The sequence below is a fragment of the Microvirga sp. ACRRW genome, assembly GCF_022346925.1.
In the GTDB taxonomy this organism is placed as follows: Bacteria; Pseudomonadota; Alphaproteobacteria; order Rhizobiales; family Beijerinckiaceae; genus Microvirga.
Genome location: NZ_JAKRNJ010000006.1, coordinates 177,903 through 200,101, shown reverse-complemented (window position 1 = coordinate 200,101; position 22,199 = coordinate 177,903). Strand labels below are relative to the sequence as shown.

At 54.3% G+C, this 22,199-nt stretch carries 20 protein-coding genes and 1 pseudogene; 9 read left to right on the top strand and 12 right to left on the bottom strand.

Annotation, left to right across the window (positions count from 1 at the left end):
* Nucleotides 1-52 precede the first annotated feature (52 nt).
* Nucleotides 53-1,066 carry a LysR family transcriptional regulator gene (locus tag MHY87_RS15180; protein ID WP_239353148.1) on the top strand — a complete coding sequence of 338 codons (1,014 nt, stop codon included), beginning with the start codon at nt 53-55 and terminating at the stop codon, nt 1,064-1,066.
* Nucleotides 1,067-1,302: 236 nt separating this feature from the next.
* On the opposite strand, the gene MHY87_RS15175 is transcribed toward MHY87_RS15180, so the two are convergent.
* On the bottom strand, nt 1,303-1,932 hold the full coding sequence (locus MHY87_RS15175) for a hypothetical protein (protein WP_239353146.1): 630 nt from the start codon (nt 1,930-1,932) through the stop codon (nt 1,303-1,305).
* A 288-nt stretch (nt 1,933-2,220) separates the two neighbouring features.
* Between MHY87_RS15175 and MHY87_RS15170 the strand changes: the two genes are divergently transcribed.
* Complete coding sequence (locus MHY87_RS15170) at nt 2,221-2,628, top strand: helix-turn-helix domain-containing protein (RefSeq protein WP_239353144.1); 408 nt, start codon at nt 2,221-2,223, stop codon at nt 2,626-2,628.
* A gap of 37 nt (nt 2,629-2,665) precedes the next feature.
* On the opposite strand, the gene MHY87_RS15165 is transcribed toward MHY87_RS15170, so the two are convergent.
* Nucleotides 2,666-3,577 carry a hypothetical protein gene (locus tag MHY87_RS15165; RefSeq protein WP_239353142.1) on the bottom strand — a complete coding sequence of 304 codons (912 nt, stop codon included), beginning with the start codon at nt 3,575-3,577 and terminating at the stop codon, nt 2,666-2,668.
* A gap of 637 nt (nt 3,578-4,214) precedes the next feature.
* Between MHY87_RS15165 and MHY87_RS15160 the strand changes: the two genes are divergently transcribed.
* The 3 genes from MHY87_RS15160 (at nt 4,215) to MHY87_RS18760 (ending at nt 5,788) form a co-directional block, all read left to right on the top strand.
* Nucleotides 4,215-4,664 carry an HU family DNA-binding protein gene (locus MHY87_RS15160; protein WP_239353140.1) on the top strand — a complete coding sequence of 150 codons (450 nt, stop codon included), beginning with the start codon at nt 4,215-4,217 and terminating at the stop codon, nt 4,662-4,664.
* Nucleotides 4,665-4,816: 152 nt separating this feature from the next.
* Nucleotides 4,817-5,491 carry a thermonuclease family protein gene (locus tag MHY87_RS15155; protein WP_239353138.1) on the top strand — a complete coding sequence of 225 codons (675 nt, stop codon included), beginning with the start codon at nt 4,817-4,819 and terminating at the stop codon, nt 5,489-5,491.
* A gap of 9 nt (nt 5,492-5,500) precedes the next feature.
* Complete coding sequence (locus MHY87_RS18760) at nt 5,501-5,788, top strand: excalibur calcium-binding domain-containing protein (protein ID WP_370644947.1); 288 nt, start codon at nt 5,501-5,503, stop codon at nt 5,786-5,788.
* Nucleotides 5,789-6,102: 314 nt separating this feature from the next.
* Here MHY87_RS18760 and MHY87_RS15145 read toward each other — a convergent pair whose 3' ends face one another.
* The gene (locus MHY87_RS15145; RefSeq protein ID WP_239353136.1) at nt 6,103-7,101 is read right to left on the bottom strand and encodes a 3'-5' exonuclease; all 999 of its coding nucleotides are present in this window, start codon (nt 7,099-7,101) and stop codon (nt 6,103-6,105) included.
* A gap of 660 nt (nt 7,102-7,761) precedes the next feature.
* Entirely contained in the window at nt 7,762-7,920 is a 159-nt protein-coding gene (locus MHY87_RS15140) for a hypothetical protein (RefSeq protein WP_239353134.1), read from the bottom strand.
* Nucleotides 7,921-8,865: 945 nt separating this feature from the next.
* Here MHY87_RS15140 and MHY87_RS18985 point away from each other — a divergent pair.
* From MHY87_RS18985 to MHY87_RS15130, 3 genes and pseudogenes are all read left to right on the top strand, one after another.
* Nucleotides 8,866-9,039, top strand: a pseudogene (locus MHY87_RS18985) (helix-turn-helix domain-containing protein); the annotation flags it as partial.
* A gap of 173 nt (nt 9,040-9,212) precedes the next feature.
* A complete protein-coding gene (locus tag MHY87_RS15135; RefSeq protein WP_239353131.1) occupies nt 9,213-9,989 on the top strand; it encodes a hypothetical protein in 777 nt (258 codons plus the stop codon).
* 46 nt (nt 9,990-10,035) lie between these two features.
* A complete protein-coding gene (locus MHY87_RS15130) occupies nt 10,036-10,986 on the top strand; it encodes a hypothetical protein (protein ID WP_239353128.1) in 951 nt (316 codons plus the stop codon).
* On the opposite strand, the gene MHY87_RS15125 is transcribed toward MHY87_RS15130, so the two are convergent.
* A complete protein-coding gene (locus MHY87_RS15125) occupies nt 10,957-11,289 on the bottom strand; it encodes a 4-hydroxyphenylacetate 3-hydroxylase C-terminal domain-containing protein (RefSeq protein ID WP_239353125.1) in 333 nt (110 codons plus the stop codon). The two genes, MHY87_RS15130 and MHY87_RS15125, sit on opposite strands and share 30 nt — an antisense overlap.
* A gap of 345 nt (nt 11,290-11,634) precedes the next feature.
* Between MHY87_RS15125 and MHY87_RS15120 the strand changes: the two genes are divergently transcribed.
* Nucleotides 11,635-12,723 carry a hypothetical protein gene (locus MHY87_RS15120; protein ID WP_239353122.1) on the top strand — a complete coding sequence of 363 codons (1,089 nt, stop codon included), beginning with the start codon at nt 11,635-11,637 and terminating at the stop codon, nt 12,721-12,723.
* Between the two features lie 168 nt (nt 12,724-12,891).
* On the opposite strand, the gene MHY87_RS15115 is transcribed toward MHY87_RS15120, so the two are convergent.
* From MHY87_RS15115 to MHY87_RS15085, 7 genes are all read right to left on the bottom strand, one after another.
* Nucleotides 12,892-16,671 (bottom strand): SIR2 family protein, encoded by a 3,780-nt coding sequence (locus tag MHY87_RS15115; protein WP_239353119.1) that lies wholly within the window; start codon nt 16,669-16,671, stop codon nt 12,892-12,894.
* Nucleotides 16,672-16,966: 295 nt separating this feature from the next.
* Complete coding sequence (locus tag MHY87_RS15110) at nt 16,967-17,809, bottom strand: hypothetical protein (RefSeq protein ID WP_239353116.1); 843 nt, start codon at nt 17,807-17,809, stop codon at nt 16,967-16,969.
* A gap of 273 nt (nt 17,810-18,082) precedes the next feature.
* Nucleotides 18,083-18,634 carry a 3'-5' exonuclease gene (locus tag MHY87_RS15105; protein ID WP_239353114.1) on the bottom strand — a complete coding sequence of 184 codons (552 nt, stop codon included), beginning with the start codon at nt 18,632-18,634 and terminating at the stop codon, nt 18,083-18,085.
* Nucleotides 18,631-19,797, bottom strand: coding sequence for a hypothetical protein (locus MHY87_RS15100; RefSeq protein WP_239353111.1), 1,167 nt, complete (start codon nt 19,795-19,797; stop codon nt 18,631-18,633). Before MHY87_RS15100 ends, MHY87_RS15105 begins: the two co-directional genes overlap by 4 nt.
* Nucleotides 19,797-20,693 carry an ATP-binding protein gene (locus MHY87_RS15095; RefSeq protein WP_239353108.1) on the bottom strand — a complete coding sequence of 299 codons (897 nt, stop codon included), beginning with the start codon at nt 20,691-20,693 and terminating at the stop codon, nt 19,797-19,799. Before MHY87_RS15095 ends, MHY87_RS15100 begins: the two co-directional genes overlap by 1 nt.
* Complete coding sequence (locus tag MHY87_RS15090) at nt 20,690-21,184, bottom strand: hypothetical protein (RefSeq protein WP_239353106.1); 495 nt, start codon at nt 21,182-21,184, stop codon at nt 20,690-20,692. The genes MHY87_RS15095 and MHY87_RS15090 overlap by 4 nt, the downstream gene beginning before the upstream one ends.
* A gap of 4 nt (nt 21,185-21,188) precedes the next feature.
* Nucleotides 21,189-22,187: a CBASS oligonucleotide cyclase gene (locus MHY87_RS15085; RefSeq protein WP_239353105.1), complete on the bottom strand. Its 999-nt coding sequence runs from the start codon at nt 22,185-22,187 to the stop codon at nt 21,189-21,191.
* Between the last annotated feature and the right edge of the window lie 12 nt (nt 22,188-22,199).

Genomic DNA, 22,199 nt, shown 5'->3' with positions numbered 1-22,199 from the left:
TTATGCAATTTTGTTTCTCAACCTGAGGGTTTGCTTTTTCTATTGAGAACCAATGAAGCCATTCGATCCCGAACAGCGAGAGCTTATTCGTTCTCCTCTCGACAACGAGAATATCCTGAGCGGCCACTTCTGGGGTGAGTTGCGCGTCTTTCTTGCTGTTGCAAAGGCGAAGTCCTTCAACCGGGCCGCAGAAATCCTCAACACGAGTCCGCCGACCGTTGGACGTCAGGTTCGGCGACTACAGGACCTGATGGGGTCTCAGCTCTTTGTCCCGACAAAGAATGGGGTCAAGCTCACTGCGAAAGGGCAGGCGCTTGCACAGGCTCTCACTACACTCGATCATTCCCTGTTCGCTCTTAGCAATGATCTGAGGGCCGAGAACAAGGATGCCGAAGGCATTGTTCGAATTAGTATCACGGATGGACTGAATACCTTCTTCGTCGCGCCGGCAGTCTCCGGATTTGCCGACGAGTATCCAAAGATCCAACTCCACCTGAAGAGCCCGGCTAATGTCGTAAGCCTAAGAGACAATCAAACCGATATGATGATCGGCTTCAGTCCGATCGAAGGATCGGATGTCTTCGTGCAGAAGCTGGGGCACCTTCACTTCATTCCAATCGTTGCGAAATCCTACACTCAGCACTACGGTGTCCCAACGCGCTCGAATTTGCAGAATCATCTGTTCCTGCAATCTGAATTTTATATGGCCAAATCAGGCCTATGGGATTCTTGGAACCGGGCTGTCTCGCAAGGCCAGATCGCGCATTTCTGCGACAACTCGATGGCTTACGGAATGCTTGTCAAAGCGGGTCTCGGCATTGGGCTCCTTGGCAGCTATACACTCCTTGAGCCCAATGCCTTCCCGCTAGAATTGGATGTTAAGATCTCCGTACCCCTATACGCAATCGCGCTTACGGAACGTCTAAACTCGCGTCCGGTGCGCCTTGTTTTTGACTGGCTGAGCGAGATGTTTGGCCCGACGAACCCTTGGTTTCATCCGACTCTTCGCCTTGATCCGCCGCAGAGCAGGTTCGACGCCGGCATCAAGCTGCTCTTCAATCTGTGACCAATTTCTCTGGACATGGAGTTTGCTAATGCTCTCGGAGAGCGAGATGTAGGTGTTGCCTGCATCGTCAAAGAGTTCAGCGAGTTCGAGCGGCACGCCTTCTCCTTCGAAAAGCAGCCGTTGGAACATGGCTGTGTGCAGGGTCACGACCTGCTGAAGATGGGAGCGAAAGTAGTCCACGACTGTATCCATATCGGCATGGTCCAAGTCAGGAGGATTGAGATGAAGACTGGTGCTCATGTTTCCACCATCTCGAACTCGGATTGAGCATCCCAGTAGCCTTCCACACGGAAGAGAGTGGCTACATCGGAAGCAGGCGTGATGGCGTTTTGGGACGGAGTGAGTTCTTTGACGAGCTCGATGTAAGGCTCGTCGTGTCCCTCAAACAGAAGAGGCTCCTTGCCAGGTGCGGGCTTGAACCCCAGCATCCGTTGCCAGAGCACCGAATAAGGCGGCTTGGCATGCGTGATGACGCAGTCATAGCCTTTGCGGCTGATATGCTCGAAAATAAACTCGGCGCCGCGCTTGATGATGCGAGGGTTCCGCCAGGCCTTCCGAAAGCTGGTGCGCTCCATCTTGGCGAAATCCTTGAACCAACGAATCCTTGCGGTCCCAATCGGCTCATCCCCGGCATAGACGATGATGTGGGTCGCCTGATAATCATTGCCGTCATAGGTCTGACGGGCACTGACGCCGTGCTCCTCCATGAAGCAAATGGCCCGGATTGCCTGGGCGTGAAGGAGCTGCTCAGGCGTCGTGACGACTTCAACCCGGATAAGATTGTCTTGCTGGCCGGCTTTTGGATTAACCTGTTCCATGAAGTTTCCCCCTACACAAACTGACGGGCAGGAAACACGGCACTCCATAGGCTTTGAAGGTGCTATTGTGAGGGGCGGTATTTCACCAGTGTTACACCGGAGGGGAGATGACCGAACGTAATAGTAATACAACAATCAGCTTGGCTGATTTATGCCGGGACGCAGTGGAACGCTTTGGTGCTGATTGGCCGCGTATCCAGGCATATGTGGCCGAACAGATTGCCCTTATGCCCGGAGAAGAGCGGAAGCGGTTGACGGATGACGTCGACCGGATCCTATCGTTTTTTGCCCCGTCTCGCCCGAGTGTCCTGCAATAAGCAGGTGCGGATTGGTTTAATGAAGAAGTCGACGACCGATATCGATAGGCAAATAGGCAATAAAATTCGAGCTAGACGAATTGCACTGAATATAAGTCAGGAAAAGCTTTCAGATTCCCTTGGTCTTACCTTTCAGCAGGTCCAGAAATACGAAAAGGGAACAAACCGCGTGAGCGCCTCCAGGCTCCTGGAGATCAGTCAGATCCTAAAGGTCGATATTGATTATTTCTTCGCTGGCCTCGTCAGCGATGCAAATTTCGATAGTGGCGAGGACAAGGAGTTAGGGAGAGTCATCTCGACAACGGAGGGCGTTCGCCTGATTAGGGCCTTTGCTCAAGTCGAAGACATTCAGATCCAGCGCAAGATCGTGGACTTGGTGGAGATGATCCTGAAGATTAAAGGACTAGCAGATACCCGATTGAATTGAATGCATGCGAATGCCGGCAGGGCTCCAGAGGGCCATCTCATTGTAGTGCTCGAATGGTCATAAGCTGCGTGCTGATTTGATTAACTTGCAGTTGCTGCACAAATTGCTCCGCTGCTGCATTGGTCGCGGATCTTCCGCTTGCGAACTGTCCTTGTAATTTGCGTGCTGCTAGCTGTTTCGAGTTGAGCGGCTTCTCCGCGATCGCAAATGCGTACGTAAGCTTATCGATGTTGACCTCTGAGGCTGAAGCAAGCGGACCGGGGCCAACGAAATGGGTCAACGCCCAAGTAGGGCCAACTCCGCTTAGATTTTTCGTGACTGTGAAGTTCACAGAGCCTCCGAAAGCTCCTTTGTCTGACATCTTCGCAGTCGTCCTTCCGTAGTTAACGCCAAGAGCCATATCGACCACTTGCCTGATGCCGAGATCGCCAGCGAGATTGGTCTCAATGTCTTTGGAGCAGTCAGTCATGAGCCTCGTCGCGCTTCCCTTGCGGAATGCCTTTTCTCGATCATCCAGCTCTTGCCGCAGATCGAGGAGCGAATAGTAGAGTTTCTGTGAAAAATACTGCTCTCTGGATTTTTCAAATTTGGCGTTAGCATTGAATATGAAGGGTGCGCCCGTGCTGATATACGCCAGAGAAGGCGAGAGACCACCGGTGTCATTGACCGTCAAGTCGAGTTGAACCGCCACTTCGTATTGCCCCGTGAGAAGATCTGTTTCGTTAGGTGCGCCCGGCGTGACGAGGTTGGCCAGTTCGCATGTCACTCGGTCTACGATCGATTTGACCGTTGGACTTTCGGTCGAGGGATCTGTCGGCACATCGAATGACGGAACAACCGTCGCGCAGCCACCAAGAGAAAAGGGAACGAGCAAAAAAGAGGTTTTTAGGATGACATTGGTTCGGGCTGTGAGTTGGATGGCTAGCGCAGCGGCTGACAATTTACGCACGGTCTATCTCCGTAGAAGTGGGCTACGGCATCCTCATGGTACTTCCACGCTAATGCTCGGCATTCTCTATCGTTGGACGGTTCCGTGCTGCATCTCACTCCAAGACCAGGAATCCTCATCACGCAGCATCTCTCTGCGCCCACGCCCGATGAATATGGCTCCAGTCCGATCATTGGATCTGGCGCACTGTATTCCTCCCGCCAGGATTTGAGCCTATCGGAGATCTCTTTTTCGGTAAGCGGTCGAAACCAGCGATAGATGGTCCAATAAGCCCATCGCATTCGAGCCATAAGACCGCTCGGTGGAGGAGGTGCCTCTACGATGGGTGGTTCGATCCCCTTTGGGACTTCGTTGCCGCCAGTCATCTCGACCTCGCCTGCAATTACAAGGTGAGTGTCAAACCGTCAGACCTTAGCTGCAAGACCGCTACTACTTTTGCACGTTTAACAAATTTACAAGGCGGGGGAGATCAAGAGCGCCATACGTTTCCCTCAAGATCCATGTTTGGAGGCACATGTACTGACCACATGAGCGCGTAAGCTTGTGGAAATGCTGTTGAAGAGCCTTGGATATGTTGCCCTAAGCACTATTCAATGTGGCGAGCCAACATACCAACAGTTCTTACGAGGGATCTTCAATGGCAAAGGCTGCAACCAAGAAAGCTCCGGCGCGCAAAGCCGCATCGAAGACAGCGACGAAAACTGCTGCAAAGGCGGCCAAGAAGCCTGCCAAAGCCACAGCATCCAAGACAGCTACGAAGGCAGCCGCCAAGGTGCCAAAGAAGGCAGTGAAAACCGCTGCAACATCGAATGGCATCCTGACGCTGCGCAACATCGCCGACATCCTGTCAGAGATCCATGAGTTGCCGAAGCGTCAGGCGAACGAGATGCTGACGCAGGTGGTCGAAATCATCGCCAAGAGCCTGAAGAAGGGCGACAAAATTCGGCTGTCGGGCCTCGGCATCCTACAGGTGCGCAAGCGAGCGGCGCGTATGGGACGCAACCCTCAGACGGGTGAGCCTGTGAAGATCAAGGCGTCGAAGAAAATCGCCTTCCGGCCTGCCAAGGACCTCAAAGAATCTATCTAATCTCGTAAGTGGCATGGCTTTGCATAAACAATGCCATGCCACCATCCAAATAGATCTTTAGGTCAGCCATCAGGTGCCGCGGCCTGCCGCATTCAAACAGTCGAAGTGTCGGCCATCTGGCTTGGAGAGCTGAATTAGAGCAGAGTGCCCGAATGAAGCTAAATATTGCCTGCCTCAGCTTACTTCTCCTCGTTTCGCCTGCCACTGCCCAAAGTCTCTCGGGCCGCGCCGAGGTCATCGATGGCGACACCATCGCCATTGAGGGACGGTCATCCCGCATCCGCCTGTATGGCGTCGATGCTCCAGAAAGCCAGCAGACCTGTGAGAATGCATACGGGAAACGTTACCTGTGCGGTTCAAAGGCCGCGGAAGCGCTGGCCTCGATCATTGGTCGTAATGGCCGAGTGTCCTGCCATGAAGAGGATCGGGACCGCTATGGGCGCATCGTGGCTGTCTGCCGTGCCAACGGCAAGGAGCTAAACGCAGAGCTGGTCCGGGAGGGTTGGGCGCTTCAGTACACGCAGTATTCTGATGGCCGATACACCAAGGATGAAGCTGGAGCGGAAGCGTCACATCGTGGCCTGTGGGCGGGAAAGTTCGTCAAGCCGTGGGAATGGCGCAAGGGAGAGCGCTTGTCGTCCGAAGCCTCAACGGGCGCGGAACGAAAATGCGCGATCAAGGGCAACATATCAGGATCAGGCAAGGTCTATCACCTGCCAGGCAGCAGAAACTACGCGAAGACAGTCATCAACGAAGCCGACGGGGAACGTTGGTTCTGCACTGAAGAAGAAGCAAAAGCCGCCGGGTGGCGTGCTCCAAGAGGCTAGGGGCCTATCATGAGAACGAGACGCGCTGTGGTTCTGACCGCAATGATAATGGCTGGCTCGGTTCAAGCGGCGGGAGGCCTGCTGAACGAGCCGGCCAAACCCACCGTCGAACGGGTTAAAGATTTCGTCGTGGCTCAGCGTCGAAGCTGCAAAGCCGCCAGCTCATGTGAGGAGGCCGTCGAGATGTGGTGCGGTGGATACAGCCGGGCAGATGCTGATGACGACGGCATTCCCTGTGAGAACGTGTGCCGATCGAGGTCCCAGGTCGATTCCATCAAGCAGCGGATAGGCTGCTGAGGCCGCAGTGCTCGCACCTCACCAGAAGTACGAGATGCTATAGGCAATGATGCCCACCACTGCGACAACTGCGGCAGTCTTCCAGTGCTTCTGTATGTGCTGATGAAGGGTCATTGCGAGCTCTCAGTGGAACTCGCTCAAGGTCGCGCACCAAAGTGTGGTGGTCAAGGTTTGCCTTTGGTCTGCCCGCGAGAGGTGTCTTTGCGGTAGATCGACATCCTCTATCTGCATTTCTTAGCCTGCCGGCATATCGGTTGTGGTGACTAGTCGAGCCGCCAAAAACCAATGTAATGATTGCTTGAGGTGAGAAATAGTTAAGGCAACGTCCGGAACCGTTCGAAGGCTGTCATTCGTTGAGTATATGGCTCAACATCCCGTCGATAGATTTCTTGCCGAAGAAACGCCAACTCTGCCGTGTGCGCTTCGTCGGGAATCTCAATGAACCAGGATTTGGGGCGACCATCCGTGCCATCGTTCCAGCGATAGCCGCGCTTCTTCAGTGCATCTTTCATATCAAACGGGCTACCTTCCGCCCAAATGCGGATGACGGATCGTTCTGCCGATGTGAGCAGATGTGCCAATGGCGATCTGCCTTCAGCAGTCACCGGGGTTGCGAGAACCTCGAGAAGAGCGTGGCAATCCTCGACAGCGCGATGGCCCTGATGAAACCAGCCGCAATGGCTGAGTAGGTATCCGAGCTTTGAGCCCTCGAAACCTAGGTCTGCCCACGGAATCTCAACGTGCGAGCATGCCCAGGCTTTGTGGGAAAATTCTTGGGTTAAGCGCTCGCAAAAGGGCCGATCAAAGCGGGCATTGTGAGCGATGACGAGGTGGGCCGGCGCGATGAACTCACGAACTTCGTCAGCGTCTAGAGAATGGCCGGCCACCATCTCTGTCGTGATACCTGTGATCCGGGTGATCTCAGGGCTTATAGCGATCGACGGTTCCCGCAGTTTACTGAAGGTGCCGATGATGTCCCCGATACAGCCTTTGTCATCATAGACGAATGCGACCATGCCCAACTCGATGATTTCATCTTTGGTGTGGTCCAAGCCTGTTGTCTCGGTATCGACGATGACACCAATTCGTTCGTTCTCATTGAGGAGACGGGGAGGGGCGAGCGGGCGTGGCTTCAATCTGCGGAGAACCCGATACTCGCCTGTCGTCTCAAGAATTTGTGCCGCAGCTTCGAAGTCGTCAGCCTTCAGGCGTAGCGCCTTGCGCCTTTCGCTATGAGACGTATCCCCCAGTGGCGGGATACGGATCGCCTCGGAGCTCTGATCTCCCAGAAAAAGGTCTGCCTGCTCCTGCACTCTTCGATCTCCAGGCCCTCAATTCATGAACCCTAAGGTTCTTGAGATCGATTTTACCCACCTGCTCATCGCCAACAGGTTAACCCGAGAAGACAGGATCGGAACAATCTGGGGGCGGCTTAAAAGCCTGAGTTTTTCATCAGAAAACCTAGTGTGGCTCCTACCACGCTAGCGAGGATAATGCTGGCTAGCGCGAGGTTCCTCTGCCTTCTATGACGAGCCATGACAGCTTCATATTTGGCGTCATAGCTGTGCACTGGATAATCGTAGTCGTAGTCTTCAGTAGACATTTTATCCTACCGGGTCCTCTTGGATAGAGGTCTATTCTTAGCCGATGCAGGAATAGCGAAGCGATATCCATAAGCGACTTGCCCACAACGTGCGGGCCACCCACGTTAATAACGAGAAGCGGTGCCATGGTGAGTGGTGAGCCTTATGGTAGCAGATGATGATTGCATTCCCGCGATGCTCGCATCCGCGAGGCGTATGACAGGTTGGAGCTGGGAACGGCTGGCCCGATGCCTTGAATGTTCTGTTCAGGATCTCCACGAATGGCGATCAGGTGCGGTGCCCGAACAGGCGGCGGTCGATAGGCTATCGAACCTCCACGAAGCGCTCGCGTACATAGACACCGGGAGTGCAGAGACCAATCGATCTCTTCTAGATCGCAAGATACAGGGTGGGACCTCTGCTTCCGGCCTCCTCGACCAAGGAAGGTTTGAGGAAGTGAAATCCCTCCTTGGAAAAGGGCAGGGGCGGCGGGACATAGGCCATCTCGTACGTCAGGCGAACGAGATCATTCGAGGCGATCAGGGCCATTGGTACGACAGGCTCCTCTCGACAGGGGGCATTGAAGTTGTTGTTGAGCCGAAGGCCCCCGTGCGAAAGCGACGTGTCGGGGTGCGTCGAAACTGATCGATCAAAATAGGGTCGAGGGGACATAGAACTGGCCCCGCCTATCGCCCCACTTATGCCGCCTCCCAGGCACTGTTCAAAATCTGAGCTGCCAATGCTGAGGAGAATTAGAAAGGCTAGCCAATGCGGCTTGCGACGCAGACAATTCGCTAAAAGAGCTCACCTCACTCCCACTCGTCGTGATCCTGCATAGAGGATGGGCCGAGAGGTCTTGAAGGAGCTAAAACCCGTACAGCCGGGCATCGGGTATGTGGCGGCACTGGTGCTGGTAGCGGGAGAGGCAAGTATGGACATGACGCATACACTGATCGGCCCCTCCCAGCCCGGAGTGCTACACGAAGGCCGCTGGAGGTGGCGGCCTCGAAGGCGCGGCAGCGCCCATGGTGGCTTGCACGATTTCAGGGTTCATAGCTGTCTTGGTCGCGTGAGCCGTTCGCTAGCTCTGTACTCTATAGGGGGCAACTTTGCCGCTGGGAGTCAAGCTCCTGAATTTCTCGGTCTCTTCTACGCGAAGACTGGGTGCTCTGGTCCCATATTCATTCCATCCCAAAGCTGCACGAGCGGTCGCTTGATCTCGCACGTCATTTGCCTGTCAGTGCTCGGTCATGTCCAGTCCAGGAAAGTTGGAGGAACCGGGAGCGGCTTTGTGACGATGCCACACCTTGTGCCGAGCTTGCCCCTTGCACAAATGGTGGAATCGACGTTCAGTTGAAGGATTGAATCCTCAGGTGCGTGAAAGCCGTCGATCCAGTGGCCGATCATTCGAATGTGCTTCCCCATAGGGCGCTTCTCGGGCGGAACGTGAAGGAGTTGCGCGTACAGCTCGGCATCAGGTAGGAAGAGCTTGCCGCTCAGCTCGGGATGAGCCGCGCCTATCTGTCCTCCATCGAGCGAGGGCAGAAGGCTGCAACGATCGATACCCCCGCAAAACTTGCAGAAGGTCTCAGGGTGCCCATTACGCGATTTTTGGAGGGCGATAAGGCAATCAGGAGGAAGAAGCCTGCGATACGCCCTCAAGCATGATGCACTTAAGCCCTATCTCGGACCACAGTTCCAGCTTATAGGCATCAGACCTTGAGCGGGGCGACTGACAGAATTAGACTATGCTTCCAGAGCGCGAGGCGCCGATGGTCAGACTCAAATGACAGTTCAAGGCCCCAAATAAGCAGGGTCGACAGTAACGAAGGGCATTGGTTGTGATCGACGATCACTTGTCGTGCATGGGCGAGGCGAGCTACGAAAAACGGCTTATCGCGTACTTCGACGTGCTCGGGTGGAAAGACAAGATTGAACGAGCCGCGAGCAATCCGCATCGTCTTGCTCAGTTGCGCCTGGTGACCATTGCCCTTGGGGTTACCAAAGGTGCATTCGAAGAACTGGGCGGACAGCTTTCGTCGTTCTCCGATAATGTCGTCATATCGATCCCTCATGACTCCCAAGTCATCCAAGACTTTCTGGAGACGCTGTCCCGAATTCAGGTAGCACTTGCATTGTGGGGCTTCTTCATCAGAGGGGCTTTAACAATCGGGGATGTCTACCACGATACAAAGTCTGTCTTCGGTCCAGGGCTCGTCCGGGCATATGAATTGGAGTCAAAGATAGCGATTTACCCCCGCTTGCTGCTTGATCCTGAGGTGCCGGAACTGAATGCGATCAATTTCCCGGTTATGCCGGACAGAGAACTCCGCTTCCTAGATCCTTTCTATGACGGCTTTCTCGACACGATGCGGTGGCAGGGCGATCCGGCGGAGTTCAGGCAATTCCTTTCAGAGTACGGCGGACGGCCCGAGAGCCTTCCGTTCGACGCGCGAATGTCGTCGCGGGAAATCCTGATTTGCGTCCTCCATCATCTTGCAGCCGAACTTCGGTCTCTCGATGATCCAAAGCACCGAATAAAGCTCGAATGGCTGTTCGACCGAATTGCTCCACGTGTCCCCATCAACGACCGTGGCCGAAATTACCATCCTACTTAGGGCTTGTCGGCGGTAAAACAGGTAATCTGATGTTCAGGGAAGAACCTTGCTAACTCTCGACCCCGTCAACGCCTTAGCCTTAGAGGCGACAGCCAATGCCCTCATCGTGAATGCCTTGAAGTATGGCGCGCCTGTATTCAGTACTCCACCGCTCAGCGAGGTGAAAGCTGCCCATGCAACGGTGATTGCAGGCGCCTCACAGGTCGCCACAGCATGGGCGCCGATCTTGGCACCGCTCAATATCGAAGTAGCGTCGAGAGCCATTCTGATCCACGGCAGCCCGATCGTCGACTTTATGGATGTGATCACCGGGAAGTCAGAGCGACGTGAGCTCGGAGACCTACTTATTGTTGTTGACCTCATTCAAGCCGGCAACGTGGTGGACCGACGGGCTACTCTTACGCAGGCGAAGTTGGTTACCAAGACGGGACACATTTCCCTCGACCCAAGCGGAAAGGCTCAACGCAACCTGTACCTTAGGTGGCCTGTGTTCACGCTGCCGATGGGATATAAACCGCACCCGCGAAACCTGAATGACCCGAGCTGCCCCGGCGTAATGGCAGATGGTTGCCGCTTTGGCGGCATCGATCTGCATGGAGCGCAGCGTAATTGGTTCCAGGTCCCGACGGCACAGAGAATGAATTCTCGCCGAAAGCCGAGCCTCGGTACTTCGTTGATGCGTATGGCTTGTGGAGCTGCGGGGCGCCCAGCTGCGGCCGGCGGTAGGGATCCCTGGTCTGAACTTGTCGACGAACTTATGGATGTAACATTTGGCGTTACTTATCCAGCCAAGCGCGGCCAGCAAAGATTTTGGGAGACGATGTCTTTCAGAGCTCTCAGTCCTTCAATCAACTCTCACTTATTGAGGTCTTTTGCCTTCTTCGAAGATCGAGGAGTGCCGCCCGGTGACGTGATAGGTGACGACGAGGCGTCTGAGCCGCTTGGGATCAGCATCATTCACATTGAACTAGTGAAGGATGCTGATGAAGGTGGGTGAAGACAGATGCCCAGGCTGGCGTGACAGCTTGGATTCCGCAGGTCCGGTTGCACGGCAGCGACCTGGCTGCTTCGAGACGCGACGTCCTCGTCCAGAACACCACGGTCGAGCAGGCTCTCCATCAGTTCGACCTTTTCCATGACGGGATAGTTTCGCCAGACTTCCCTTCATGGCCTCAGGCGAGCCGCCGCCATGAAGGGAAATCAAGCAATACCACCCAGCTTCATGCGAAACTGTCAGATCCTCGATGAAGCACGCGACTTCGGCCCGCTGCTCGGCGGAGATGTACGGTCGGTCACCCATCACTGAAGCCATCGACCCTTCGTCTCGGGATTGTGGTCCTCGTCAGAGCCGGGGAGGGCGCCGATCAGACTGCCGGAAACGCAGCGGACTCGCAAGATTCAAGTGTCCGAGGAGGGTGGTCCTTCATGGCCTGCCCAAGACTTCCATGGAGAAGATTCAGAAGAATGTCCTGCGCGAGGCGGTTCGGTGCGACGAGATCGGTGACCTCCGTATCTCATAGGCGAGGGGACGGAGGCCCGGGGAGACCGTGTTCTCGGATCCCCGTCCACGGTCGATTGACCTCGTTGAAGGTAAATGGGTGTATGGCTAGCTTCGTGACACAATAGCAGACTGAAGTTAGATTCCATGGAAGACGTGTTCATATCATTCCGTCGCGGTTTCCCATTCGATGAGGTCGCCGAAATCGGGAAGTCTATTGAAGATGCGAAGATCTTCGTTCCTGGGTACATTCCTCCAGAAGTAGGCCTCATGGATCTGCGCGGATTCATGTATACCCAGGAATACGAGCAGTATGACGTGGTGATCTTACCGGACCGAAATCTGGTCTCGCGCATGGCTCGGGCGCAGAGGGACGGCATGGGGGGCGCCCCTGACCAACCTATGAAGAATGCCGTCAATGTGCTGGCATTCGCGAAAGCCATGGACATGCTCATGGAACCATCGATTGCCTTTCATGAGCTCGCCCACCATGGCGGCAGTGATCTGGCGTATGAAGAGCTGGCCTGGTTCCGTACCGCCGACAACCACGACACCTGGGAATGGATCGAGGCTGCGTTGGGGCGCCGGAGCAGTTTTTCGGCGAGCCCACAACGACACCTTGGCGAAGACGCGAAAAGGGATCTGAGTTACCCGCTTAACCGCTGGAGACGAAATTACATCGTCGCTTTGAAAATCGCCGAGCTCGAACTCAAACCCCTTCCTCATATCGAGAAAGCCCTGCAACTGCTTCATTGGCTGTACCAGGACTTCTTACTGGCAGGACCTGCTGCGCTCTTCGCATCTCTATATTTCTCGCCAAACGGAAGCCGTAAAAGGCTCATAAAATACCTCCGTTCCCCCGACCGTGATCGCGCTATAGAGGGAGCCAAGAACGCAGCATGGGATATCACGTATCTGAGCGATTTCGCCGAGCGGGTCCTTAAAAGTGAGCAGGAACGGCGGCGATACATTTTCGCAACGTCCGATAAGAGCTTGGCGCGGGTTGCACCGCTTCTTGTCAACGATTTGTACGATCTCGACGGTGACGCCGGACTAGCCGCAGCTTTGGGGGCGTGGTGGCCGCAAGGCGAAGCCAAGCGCATCGTCTCCACTCTGATCGATTACATGAGTCGCTCCGATGCACCGGATCGTCACAATAACCAGCCTGCGCCCGCTGATTTCATCGACAGGTTGACTGAGTGTGGCGAGGAGTGCCTTCGGTCGTCGAAGTTGTAGCGGGCAGTCCTGGCATCTAACCAGCGAAGGGGCATTAGGCGCAACCCGTAGTTTCTACAATCTTTCCGTGTGTGCTCACGAGGGCAGCCAGTTCAACATCTCGCTGCCTTACCGAACTGCTATGATGCAAGAATTTCCTGAGACCTGCCCAAATAGTATTCATCGAACCTAAGACAGATCCATTCGGCGACGTAGTTCGGAAAGACGTGAGTCTAAAGCAGTTTCCGATGCTTGTGCCAACAGATCGAGAGCGCTCTCAATCTGGTATGGCCATGTTGATGCATCTTCACCTAAGACTGCCCATAATAGATCAAGCGTCGAAACTGGATGGCCTCTCGCTGGATGAATGTCAGACGCTTCACCTATATACTCAAATCGTAGTGGTGTGTTTCGAATTGGTACGAGCCTCGGGACGATCAATTCCACTACAGCTGGCATGAGATCTCCGACGGCAAGTGCGAAGTTCGCCAAGTGACCAGACATAAACGGGGTGCGAAGAGCTCGTTGCTTCGGCCATACGTGGCTAAAAAACGGAATAACTCTTTCCCGCCAAGAACTATCCGGCTCTACACACCATCGTTCCAGCTGCCACAGCAGCTGCTGGCGAAAGTCGTCATCCGTATGGATCAGGACTTCGCGCAGCTCAATGTCGGTAAGTAACTTTTCTCCTGTTGGTGCTTGGTTCGCCCAACCGAACAAGAGAAAACTAGCCAGATTTGTGTTCTCACTCCGGCGCTTAGTTTTCAGGGTCCGAGTGAGTAGTGCGTCCTTTAGAGCAGGATACAACGACCTCATAGGAGGCCGCCCTGCCCAAAGCATACCGTCCCAAATTGCGTCACCGTCTGGTCCGTTATCGCCGACATGCGCGAGCAACTGCCGCTCTGTCCAGTAAGGATCAATCGTGAATAGCCAATTGATCTGAAATCCGAGCATCACAAGCGCGTGTCGCCGCATGTCTCCGGGTAAAGCGAGGAGATCGTCAATTCGAGTGGTCCAATGAGAGGGGAACCCAGCACCGGGCCTGATCCCATCCTTTGCCGGATCTTTGAGTAGAAAATCGAAAAGTTTTCCGACTGGGGCATTGAGGGCATCGTCGGCCCATGATCGATTGACTCGGTGCCGATGCTCCGCTGGCGAGGATTTGAGCCCCGTCATCATTCGGTCCCATAAGGCAGGAAGCAAACCAGAAGCGTCGCTATATAAGCGGCCCGAGATAGCTTTCATCCATTCAGACACAGGATAGGCGATATTTCTTAGGGCTTCGGGGGGCAAGCGTTCCAAACGTCCTGCGATAGCCCGGATCATTCGTATTGGGTCCTTCGAACGGACCTCAGGCCGTAGAAACGCTGACCATGCCCACCGCGGAGCAGCTCCAGACTGGGCTTCGTGGCTTAGCGCTCGGAGCGCTAAAACTGGCTTCAGGTCCACCAACCCTCGGAATGGCTCACGCTCCGCTCTCGTGGAGAAGTCTAATCCTCCCACCTCTTCGGCGTGACGCAAGATATTCGCGGGCGGTGTCTCAAGAATGGGATCCGGTCTGGTATCCGTCGCGACAGAGAAGACTTCGGGAGCATTCGAGGCGGCCGCCTCATCACCTGCATTCGTGGTCCACCTCGGAGCATATGAACGCAACGTCTGCATTGTTTCATGCAGATCAAAGGTAAATTTCACGCCGTGGGTTGATAGCCAATGCAGTCGATCCAGGCGCTCGCGCGCGTTTTCCTCATCGTATCCGCCCGAAATCTCCACGTCCCAAGGGTATGATCCAGTCAGGATCCGCCGCTCTAATGCCTCTCTATCGTCCTGCGACAGATCGGCCCAGCGATCCCGCACTGCATATAAGAGGTCGCGCTTATGGACCGAGCCCCAAAAAACGCGATCCGAGAGCCCTAAAAAGACTTCGCCAGGAGGCAAGAGTCCGGCTCCGGTTGCCCAGATTCGCAGACGAGCAAAAACATGTTCGTCTTTTGAAGGCCAAGAGTGAGCTTGCTCCCGCGCTGCATTGATATCCAGCTTCATGAGGCGGGCCATTAGATTTTGAAAGTGGATGACAGGCCCGGTCAATCCGTAAGCAGTCTCTAAAAGCTCGGGACCGCCATCGATGGCGCGGCTCGTTTGCAGGTAGAGCCAGTCATTACCTGAGATCTCCTGTTCAAGAGTAATCGCTAGCTCTAGGTTTGTCCGGAAACACTGCACTCCATAGGCAACGAACTCATCTGGCAGTTCCACGCGCTGGTGCGGGTGCGGATAGTCGACATCCACATGGACAATATCATCAGGTCGATCCTTGTCCGTCCACGCAAGTGGATGCGGGATTCCGGACGATGGTTTGACGTTTAGCTTCGGACGGTAGAGGGCGGCGACCTCCCGGACGAGAGATGCAGTCCACCCCTCTTGACGTGCCATCTGTTCAATTCTGTACTTCCGCATACTTGGATCTTCTCGCTGGTCGGCCCAAGCAGACAGGAGTAGGCGCCATTGACGGAGAATGTGATCAGGGAAGCGTTGCGACTGATGCAGCAGTGCCCAGTCGATATCACGCGTGATCGAGGGGTGCAGTCCAGACTGGTGCGCTGCCCACCATAACGCCGTAGGCTCATGTGCGACTTGCCGGAGCCATATTCCGATTTGTACTAGGCGGGGTGATAACTCAGCGTGGTACTGGCTCTTTGGTCCATGAACCATCGCGTGGGGGGAATGCTCCCCGCGCCCATGGTCTAGGATGTTCGGCGCAAAGATATCGATTGCACCACTAGGGATCTCGCGCTTCCGGAAAACATCTTCGCGGTTAGTAGGCTCTGGTGGTGGATCACTGTCGAGGCTCAGTGCGTCAAAAGGTTCGAACGGAATGTCATCATTTGCTGAAGTATATAGCTTTGGTTCTGCGTACCGTTGGGCCGGATCAGCGACGAGGAGCCATTTGGATCCAAGCCGCTCAGGCCCCGCCGTGAGCTTCTTGGCGCCCTCGTTGGTCAGAAGAAGGTGGGCGACTTGACCACGTTCGTGCGGAGTGAGGAGTTCTGGGCTCATCGTTGCTCGGGACAAGACCCTTCCGTACCAAGCTCTATTATCTCGTGCGCGTTCTGCCCACGCCCGGAGACTGTCCCAAAGCGGCGAGAAACCATTGCTGCTATCGAAAGGGATCGCCTGAACGCCTCGATGCTCCCACAGAGCAATCGCGGAACGATGCTCGCCGTCTTGAAGAGCGTAAAGCCTGTTCTGAGTGCCAGCTTTTAGGTTCAGCCCCTCCAACAGATACTGCATGGGAGGATCATCAGCGGAGTATCCTATAAATAAAATCTGGAACCTTGAGAGAAGCCGTTGAATAAAGTGTGTGGCCCATCCTATTGATAAGTAGGCTCGGCCAAAGTCGGCACTGGAGACGACGAACTCGTCATCTTGTGCCCTCCGGTACTGGGCGTCAACACGGCCATGAAGGTGTACGACCCCGCGGAAATCACGGTCGCTGTGTGGATCAGGCAGATTTGGCGGCCCATAACTAGGTAAAGTCGGGTCACATGCCTCGAAGAGAAGATCGAAGTTGGTTGTCACCAAACGAGTGACACCGCGAGAGGTAGCGAGATCAAGCAACACGCGATGAGCATCAAGTTTGGCATCGGAGGCGGGCTCGATGGCTGCCGCTACTGCCGCACGGACGTCCGCGACCTCAAACTCTCGCTCGAGCAGCCCGAACACACGATCAGTCGCTACAAGGCCGCCAACCCCTGGCATTGGCTTAAGCTCAAGTGCTCTCTTTAGAAGAGCTCGGGCGCGACTGTCCTGCGCTGCTCCCAGAGCGTTGATAACCTTTTGCCCGAGATCGGCAAAATTCGGCAACTTTGCCTCGGCCTGGCTTATTCCTGCGCCGCAAAAAAGGATCACGTCCCCAGCGTCGCGAGCAAGGAGAAGTTCGTCAGGAATATTCGGACCGTTAGAGATGAACTTCATAGTCTGGGAAATCTAATCGGATGATCGCAAAACTACACGCCCAACTATAGTCACCCTACAGTTAGCTGGGTATAAAAATTGTATCAAAGCCAATGTAAGCCCTTATGGGTTAAGATAGCCCGACTCACAACATGTAGACGAAGAAACGTTACGGGACAGCATATAGGCGCTTCAGAAGCACTAGCGTAGATTGCCAGTGATTTGCCTCTTTCTGATCATTACGTGGAGCAGGATCCCAAGGTAAGATGCTGGTCTGCCACCTCGTTATTCCTACGTTGCCGGACCAGCAGGGTCTTTATTTCCCCTGTTCTTCCCTGATCATTTTCATAAGACTATTTTTGTCGAAGCCGACGGGTTTGCCCATTAGGAAGCGTGCGACCTGACTATCAATGAAGTCCTGGCTTGGACGAGCCATCTTTTTGATAATCCGGCGTCCCATTCTCCTGAAGTATCTAGTGTTAGGAATGCCCTCTTTGAAGGCGTTGGTGAGCATGTCCTCACGTGTCCTATCCCCAGCTTGGCCCACTAGGTCCGCCCATAGCTTGGCAATAGCAATCGCTAGGAGACGTTCACAGTGGAAGAGCGTAAGATCAGAGGAGAGGTACTTGCGATAAGCTTCTACTAAATTCCCGCCGTCGAACACCTCTTTATAGAACGCTGTCATCTTGTCGTCGATGAATCCGACGGAGACCTCTTTGTCAGACGCGACTAGGAGGAAGAAAGGAGCCGCAACCGGAGCTTCGATGCGGCGCGCAATTTGCATGCTGAAGCATGCCGAGGAGATGACACACAGATTGTTGCCGGTGACGATATTGATTGCCCGCAGTTTGTCGAAGACTGCATTCCATGAGACGTATTCGCCGGACCCAGCAATCAGAATCCCTTTATCATTAGATCCATGAGCATCGAGATGTAAAATGGGCTTGAGGCCGCCCCTTGCGGACTCGGCAATTGTGTCTAGAGCCAATAGGAAGTCACCAGCCGTGCTCACCTCGAAGGTGTTGAACGGTATACCAACCGAGGGTAGGTAATGGATGAGATCGTCATAGATGCGGTTCGTCGCACCCATATCCTCAGGTTTGAGGGCCGTGATCCAAAAGATGGAATTGACGTAAACGGTTGAGGAGAATTCGGTCATTGCCTGTATGGAAAGAAGGGGCAGAGTGTTCAAATAGGTCAAGAATTAAATAATCTACTGTAGGGTCTTATCCAGTGCCTTCGAAAGAGGTCTAGGTAGCGTCGGATGCTCGCCAATAGGTGAGCCGTGCGTTGTAAGTTACAGACGTAAGCCAGAAGCCCTGGAGCCAGCCTCCAAAGCAGGTAATCAACCGCTTTACACAAGGACTTTTCGGTATCCATTTCAAATGGGGTTTCAACGAATCGGACGTCCTACCCGCCAAGCGGTAGCGATTCAGATGGCTGGGCGCCCAGCCCTGATCAGGCGAAACAGCTCCGCTTGGTATCTCGCGTCTTGAAGAGCATCATGATTTGCTGATTGACGCGGCTTGAGCGTACGATCCATCTGACTTGATCTTGTATCGTACCAGCCACATCCAGTAGCACCCATATATAGGGCTTTGAGGTCGAGTGCGGTGAAGCCAAACGGATTCTCCCCCAGGTGCTTGTGGAAATAGTAATTAATGAATGACCAGTCGAATGGCGCATTGAGCCCCACGAATACCGAAATGGAGTCAGAGCCGGATACATCCTGAATCCAAACGCGAAAACGGTTCATAGCATCTTCTGGCGGTAATCCATCGCATTCCAACTCGCTTAGTGAGAGTCCTGTTGTTTCCATAGCCTCTGGAACGAAGTTCCTATTGATTGGCTTGAGCCGACAAGCGAAGGCCTGTTGATCGTCCTCGACCAAACAGGCTCCAATCGTTAAGAGGCTGTATTCACCTGGGATTGGCCCAGATGTTTCCACGTCTACTGATATGAAGACCTCTCTTCGACCACTCATGGGATCAGTGGCTCCGTTGGGACAATGTGTGGGCGGCTCTGAATGGCATCCCAATGCTCGCGGAAGGCGCGGCGGCGCTCCTCCACGGAGCCTGTTGTTTTCCAGTGCAGGGCTGAAAAGTTTGTAATGTCGAATGGATGACTTGTTCCCTCTTTAGCCATCAACATCGTTGGTAGGCCTCGGCCAAGCGCATATCCAAATTCGAGAAAGCAGTTTGCCCGTGACGCAGTAATGTCGGCGAGGACAACGCTACTCTTATGCAACTTCGTGAAAATGTCTTCGTCAATTCGGGCAGCCTTGTAGCGCTGCTTCCCATCTACAATGACCATTTTATATCCCAGCTCTCCCTCGACAATCGGCTCGACAACGGTGTCGAAGAAGTTCTGGACCTCCTGGAACTCCGAAAAGTCTGGATTAAGGAGCCGGACGACGAATGCCCTCGGTCGCGCTAATGCTTCAAGGAGATCAATCAGGTCGGCGACCCGTTCCCCTGTCATTTTGCGAGACGGAAAGTTGATTCGATTGATCCAACTATGAGGGTCTGTGGTCCCCTCTGTCTGGAAGAGCCGCTCAGTGTTGCTGCTAGTCAATCCAAAATTGAACAGCCGACGCGCACCTGTTCCCTCAGGACAGAGCTTAAGAGGCAGGGGAATAACTGGCTTGCCTGCATCGTGATAGAGATTTCCTAAGAATAGAACACCTTCACTGCCGCCGAGAGCAATGAGGATATCGCCCCACTGGGCTTGAGCCTCCATTCGCTTGCTGGCCATGTTCCAGTGAGCGGCATTCTCGATTTTCACTAAATCCGAGCCCCGGAGACTATCCCACAGCTCTGTGAATTGAGAGGGGATTTGCTCTTCGCTTTTGTGGTGTTGAACCGCAACGACGAGAGGGCTGGAAGCGGTTGCGGGACGCTTCGTCAAGTTCTTATGGATTGTTTCCCATATTAGCCAGTCGAAGCAGATAGGGTGTCCGTCAGCATCCCTAGTTTTCTCTGTATCGACGGGTACAACGAATGTGGCGCCTTTTTTGATAAGCTCCTTCACCAGCTGGGCTACTAACTCCCGGGCTTGAGCCACATCCTCAGAGGGGGCATTAGCGAGATCGCTAGCGATGCTGCCGGCAATATGGATCCGTCTACCTAAAAGGGGGGACTTGGACACTACTTGTCCTCCATGACAGGAGAAGGTCGCAACGACGCCGCTGCCTTTTTTAGGTGCTCAAAGCGTAATGGCTCGTTGGGGAAGGCCATCGCAAGAGCCGCAGGATAAAGGCGCGTTCGTATGTCGGAATAGGTCCAGCCAGGACTTCCACAGTTGGGCCCGGTGATCTCGACAAGATCCCTGGTTTGGCTATCCCAAAGCCCGAGGTCCTTGAGATCCATATTAAATAATTGGTGCCGCTCGTCACTGTTTGGGCGCTGGAATTCTTCGACAATAGCCGCTCTGCGTTGGATTGCGGCATCAAGGACGGAAAGCCGATTAGTGCATAGGAAAACGACCACCCTTCCACCAAATCGACGAAGATCGTCTATGCACTGTATAAGCGTGTTGACTGCTACCTTATCCTCATGATGGCTATGCTCTTGGGAGCGTCCGCTCGCCAAGGAGTCGCCTTCATCGATGATGAGAATTGCCCGGCGGGATTTCCCCGCCGATTGCGTCACCTTATGGAACGCTTCGGCTATAAGCGTCCCCATCTCACCCACCTTGCCGCTGCCGCGGACCCGGTTGCTGAGCTTGAATAGGATTGAGTCCTCGGACTTACCCTCGGCAACCAAACGGTTAGCGACGCATTCGGCCGTGGCAGTTTTACCGGTGCCGACGTCTCCATGAAACACGACAAGGGGATACTGCTCCGCCACAAGATTGCAGATCGCGAGCCTCTCGCCATGATGTTTCTTGCTCCAGGCCGCCAGCTCACCCAGGCTGAGTAGCAGGCGGAGTTGGTCACGGATGCGATTGTAGCGGGCTTCGAACCCCAGAAGGGTCTGCTCCCGAGAGAAGAGCTTTTCATCAGGGAGCGGGGTTTCGCTGTCGAAGATCGAGGGCTGGCTCATCGGCTGTAATCCTTGCGTTGGACGCCGAACCCGTTGCTGGCGTAGTCGCGCCCATGGCTCACCGTCAATTGAGAGTGGCTCGTGTCGGCGCTGCTCGGCGTCCACCCGATTTTAAGCTGATCACGCAGGCTGGCGCGGGCCTCGTCGGTATAAGCGGCCGTATAGCTGATCACGATGCGCAGTTCTGGATTGTTGACCTTCGGCCAGAGAACCCCGCCTGGGCGGCTCATGATGAGGTCTCCCGCCGCAGTATTCACTTCAAAGCGGGTGGCTTTGATCTCAGAGCCGTTGCTCAGCAGGGTCACGTCAACCCATTTGAGATAGCCCTTCTTGGCGAGGAGTTCGACGTCATGTGCATACTCGCGCGCCTTTGTCTCGGTCCATCCTCCGGTGCTGCTTGCAATCATCACGAGATCGGCAGTGACTCGCCTGATCACGTTCTCGACGTCGACTGTCGAATAGGTTTCGGTTACAGTGTTGGTGGAACTCATGGCCTCACTCCTCGATCCGGAAACGAGGTCCGAAGATTTCCTTCCAGACCGCGATGTCACCTTCGGCGGACGCAAAATTCGCTGTTTCCCAAGCCAGCTGAGCGGCCTCAACAATCTCGGCTCGCTCAGATTCTGTAATCCGACTGGCCACGTTGTTGGCGCTGCAAACGGGGTCGATGATGACGACCGGATCCGTGAAGTATCCCAGTGGGAGCCTATTCTCCGGGAATGAGATCGGCTCTTTCAGTCCCGTCTGCGCGATGTAAAGGAGAAATTTCCGGAACCGTTCCTCAATGGAACCGCTATTGCCGTCCCTATCAAGGATGTAGGCCATGACCAGTTCGATGGCGAATGACTTGAGCGGTTTGAGTTCAGCATGGTTTCTCCAACGCTTGGCCATACGAACTAATGTCCGGAAGTCGCCATCTTTATTTTTCCGATCACGAACAAACTTAATCTGGCACGGAGCGCAGGTCTGCATCTTCGAGCCATCTTGAATGTCATATTGCCACCCATAATCCGGGTTATTCGCATCCTCGATAACAGGAACGAGATCGACGCTCAGGCCTGAGCCAACGAAAGTGACAGTTGCTGCCTTACGCTGTATCTCGAAGTCGGCTACGGACTTTGTCGGGTATATTTTGATGAGGAGTTCGTGAAGCGTCTCACTAAGGCTCTCGATTGTCTCGGTATCAGCGCTTTTGCCACAGATATAAAATACGACATCAACATCCACCGGATCGGTGCTTGTCTTTCTGAGAATCGTGAACTTTGCGAAGGAGCCAGCCTTCACGACCTTAGTTATATTGATCTCGGTTTTTGAGCGAACATTTTTACTGAGCTCTTCGATCAGCCTATCGACCTGAGCATGATATTCCTTCCGCTTCTCAGCGGGCAAACGTAAGACGTTACTATCATAGTAACGTATCTGGGTGTCATTTAAAGGCATGCAAGTTTCTCGCTTTTGAAGTGTAAATTCCGATGTCGTTCGATCTTCGCGCATTCGCGGAGTTCA

What these genes read in the sequence shown, in the direction of transcription:
- MHY87_RS15115 (WP_239353119.1), bottom strand. Translation starts at nt 16,671, where the DNA reads ATGAAGTTCATCTCTAACGGTCCGAATATTCCTGACGAACTTCTCCTT.
- MHY87_RS15120 (WP_239353122.1), top strand. Translation starts at nt 11,635, where the DNA reads ATGGAAGACGTGTTCATATCATTCCGTCGCGGTTTCCCATTCGATGAG.
- MHY87_RS15140 (WP_239353134.1), bottom strand. Translation starts at nt 7,920, where the DNA reads ATGGCCCTGATCGCCTCGAATGATCTCGTTCGCCTGACGTACGAGATG.
- MHY87_RS15170 (WP_239353144.1), top strand. Translation starts at nt 2,221, where the DNA reads ATGAAGAAGTCGACGACCGATATCGATAGGCAAATAGGCAATAAAATT.
- MHY87_RS15090 (WP_239353106.1), bottom strand. Translation starts at nt 21,184, where the DNA reads ATGAGTTCCACCAACACTGTAACCGAAACCTATTCGACAGTCGACGTC.
- MHY87_RS15095 (WP_239353108.1), bottom strand. Translation starts at nt 20,693, where the DNA reads ATGAGCCAGCCCTCGATCTTCGACAGCGAAACCCCGCTCCCTGATGAA.
- MHY87_RS15160 (WP_239353140.1), top strand. Translation starts at nt 4,215, where the DNA reads ATGGCAAAGGCTGCAACCAAGAAAGCTCCGGCGCGCAAAGCCGCATCG.
- MHY87_RS15105 (WP_239353114.1), bottom strand. Translation starts at nt 18,634, where the DNA reads ATGAGTGGTCGAAGAGAGGTCTTCATATCAGTAGACGTGGAAACATCT.
- MHY87_RS15125 (WP_239353125.1), bottom strand. Translation starts at nt 11,289, where the DNA reads ATGGGTGACCGACCGTACATCTCCGCCGAGCAGCGGGCCGAAGTCGCG.
- MHY87_RS15180 (WP_239353148.1), top strand. Translation starts at nt 53, where the DNA reads ATGAAGCCATTCGATCCCGAACAGCGAGAGCTTATTCGTTCTCCTCTC.
- MHY87_RS15155 (WP_239353138.1), top strand. Translation starts at nt 4,817, where the DNA reads ATGAAGCTAAATATTGCCTGCCTCAGCTTACTTCTCCTCGTTTCGCCT.
- MHY87_RS15085 (WP_239353105.1), bottom strand. Translation starts at nt 22,187, where the DNA reads ATGCGCGAAGATCGAACGACATCGGAATTTACACTTCAAAAGCGAGAA.
- MHY87_RS18760 (WP_370644947.1), top strand. Translation starts at nt 5,501, where the DNA reads ATGAGAACGAGACGCGCTGTGGTTCTGACCGCAATGATAATGGCTGGC.
- MHY87_RS15110 (WP_239353116.1), bottom strand. Translation starts at nt 17,809, where the DNA reads ATGACCGAATTCTCCTCAACCGTTTACGTCAATTCCATCTTTTGGATC.
- MHY87_RS15175 (WP_239353146.1), bottom strand. Translation starts at nt 1,932, where the DNA reads ATGGAGTGCCGTGTTTCCTGCCCGTCAGTTTGTGTAGGGGGAAACTTC.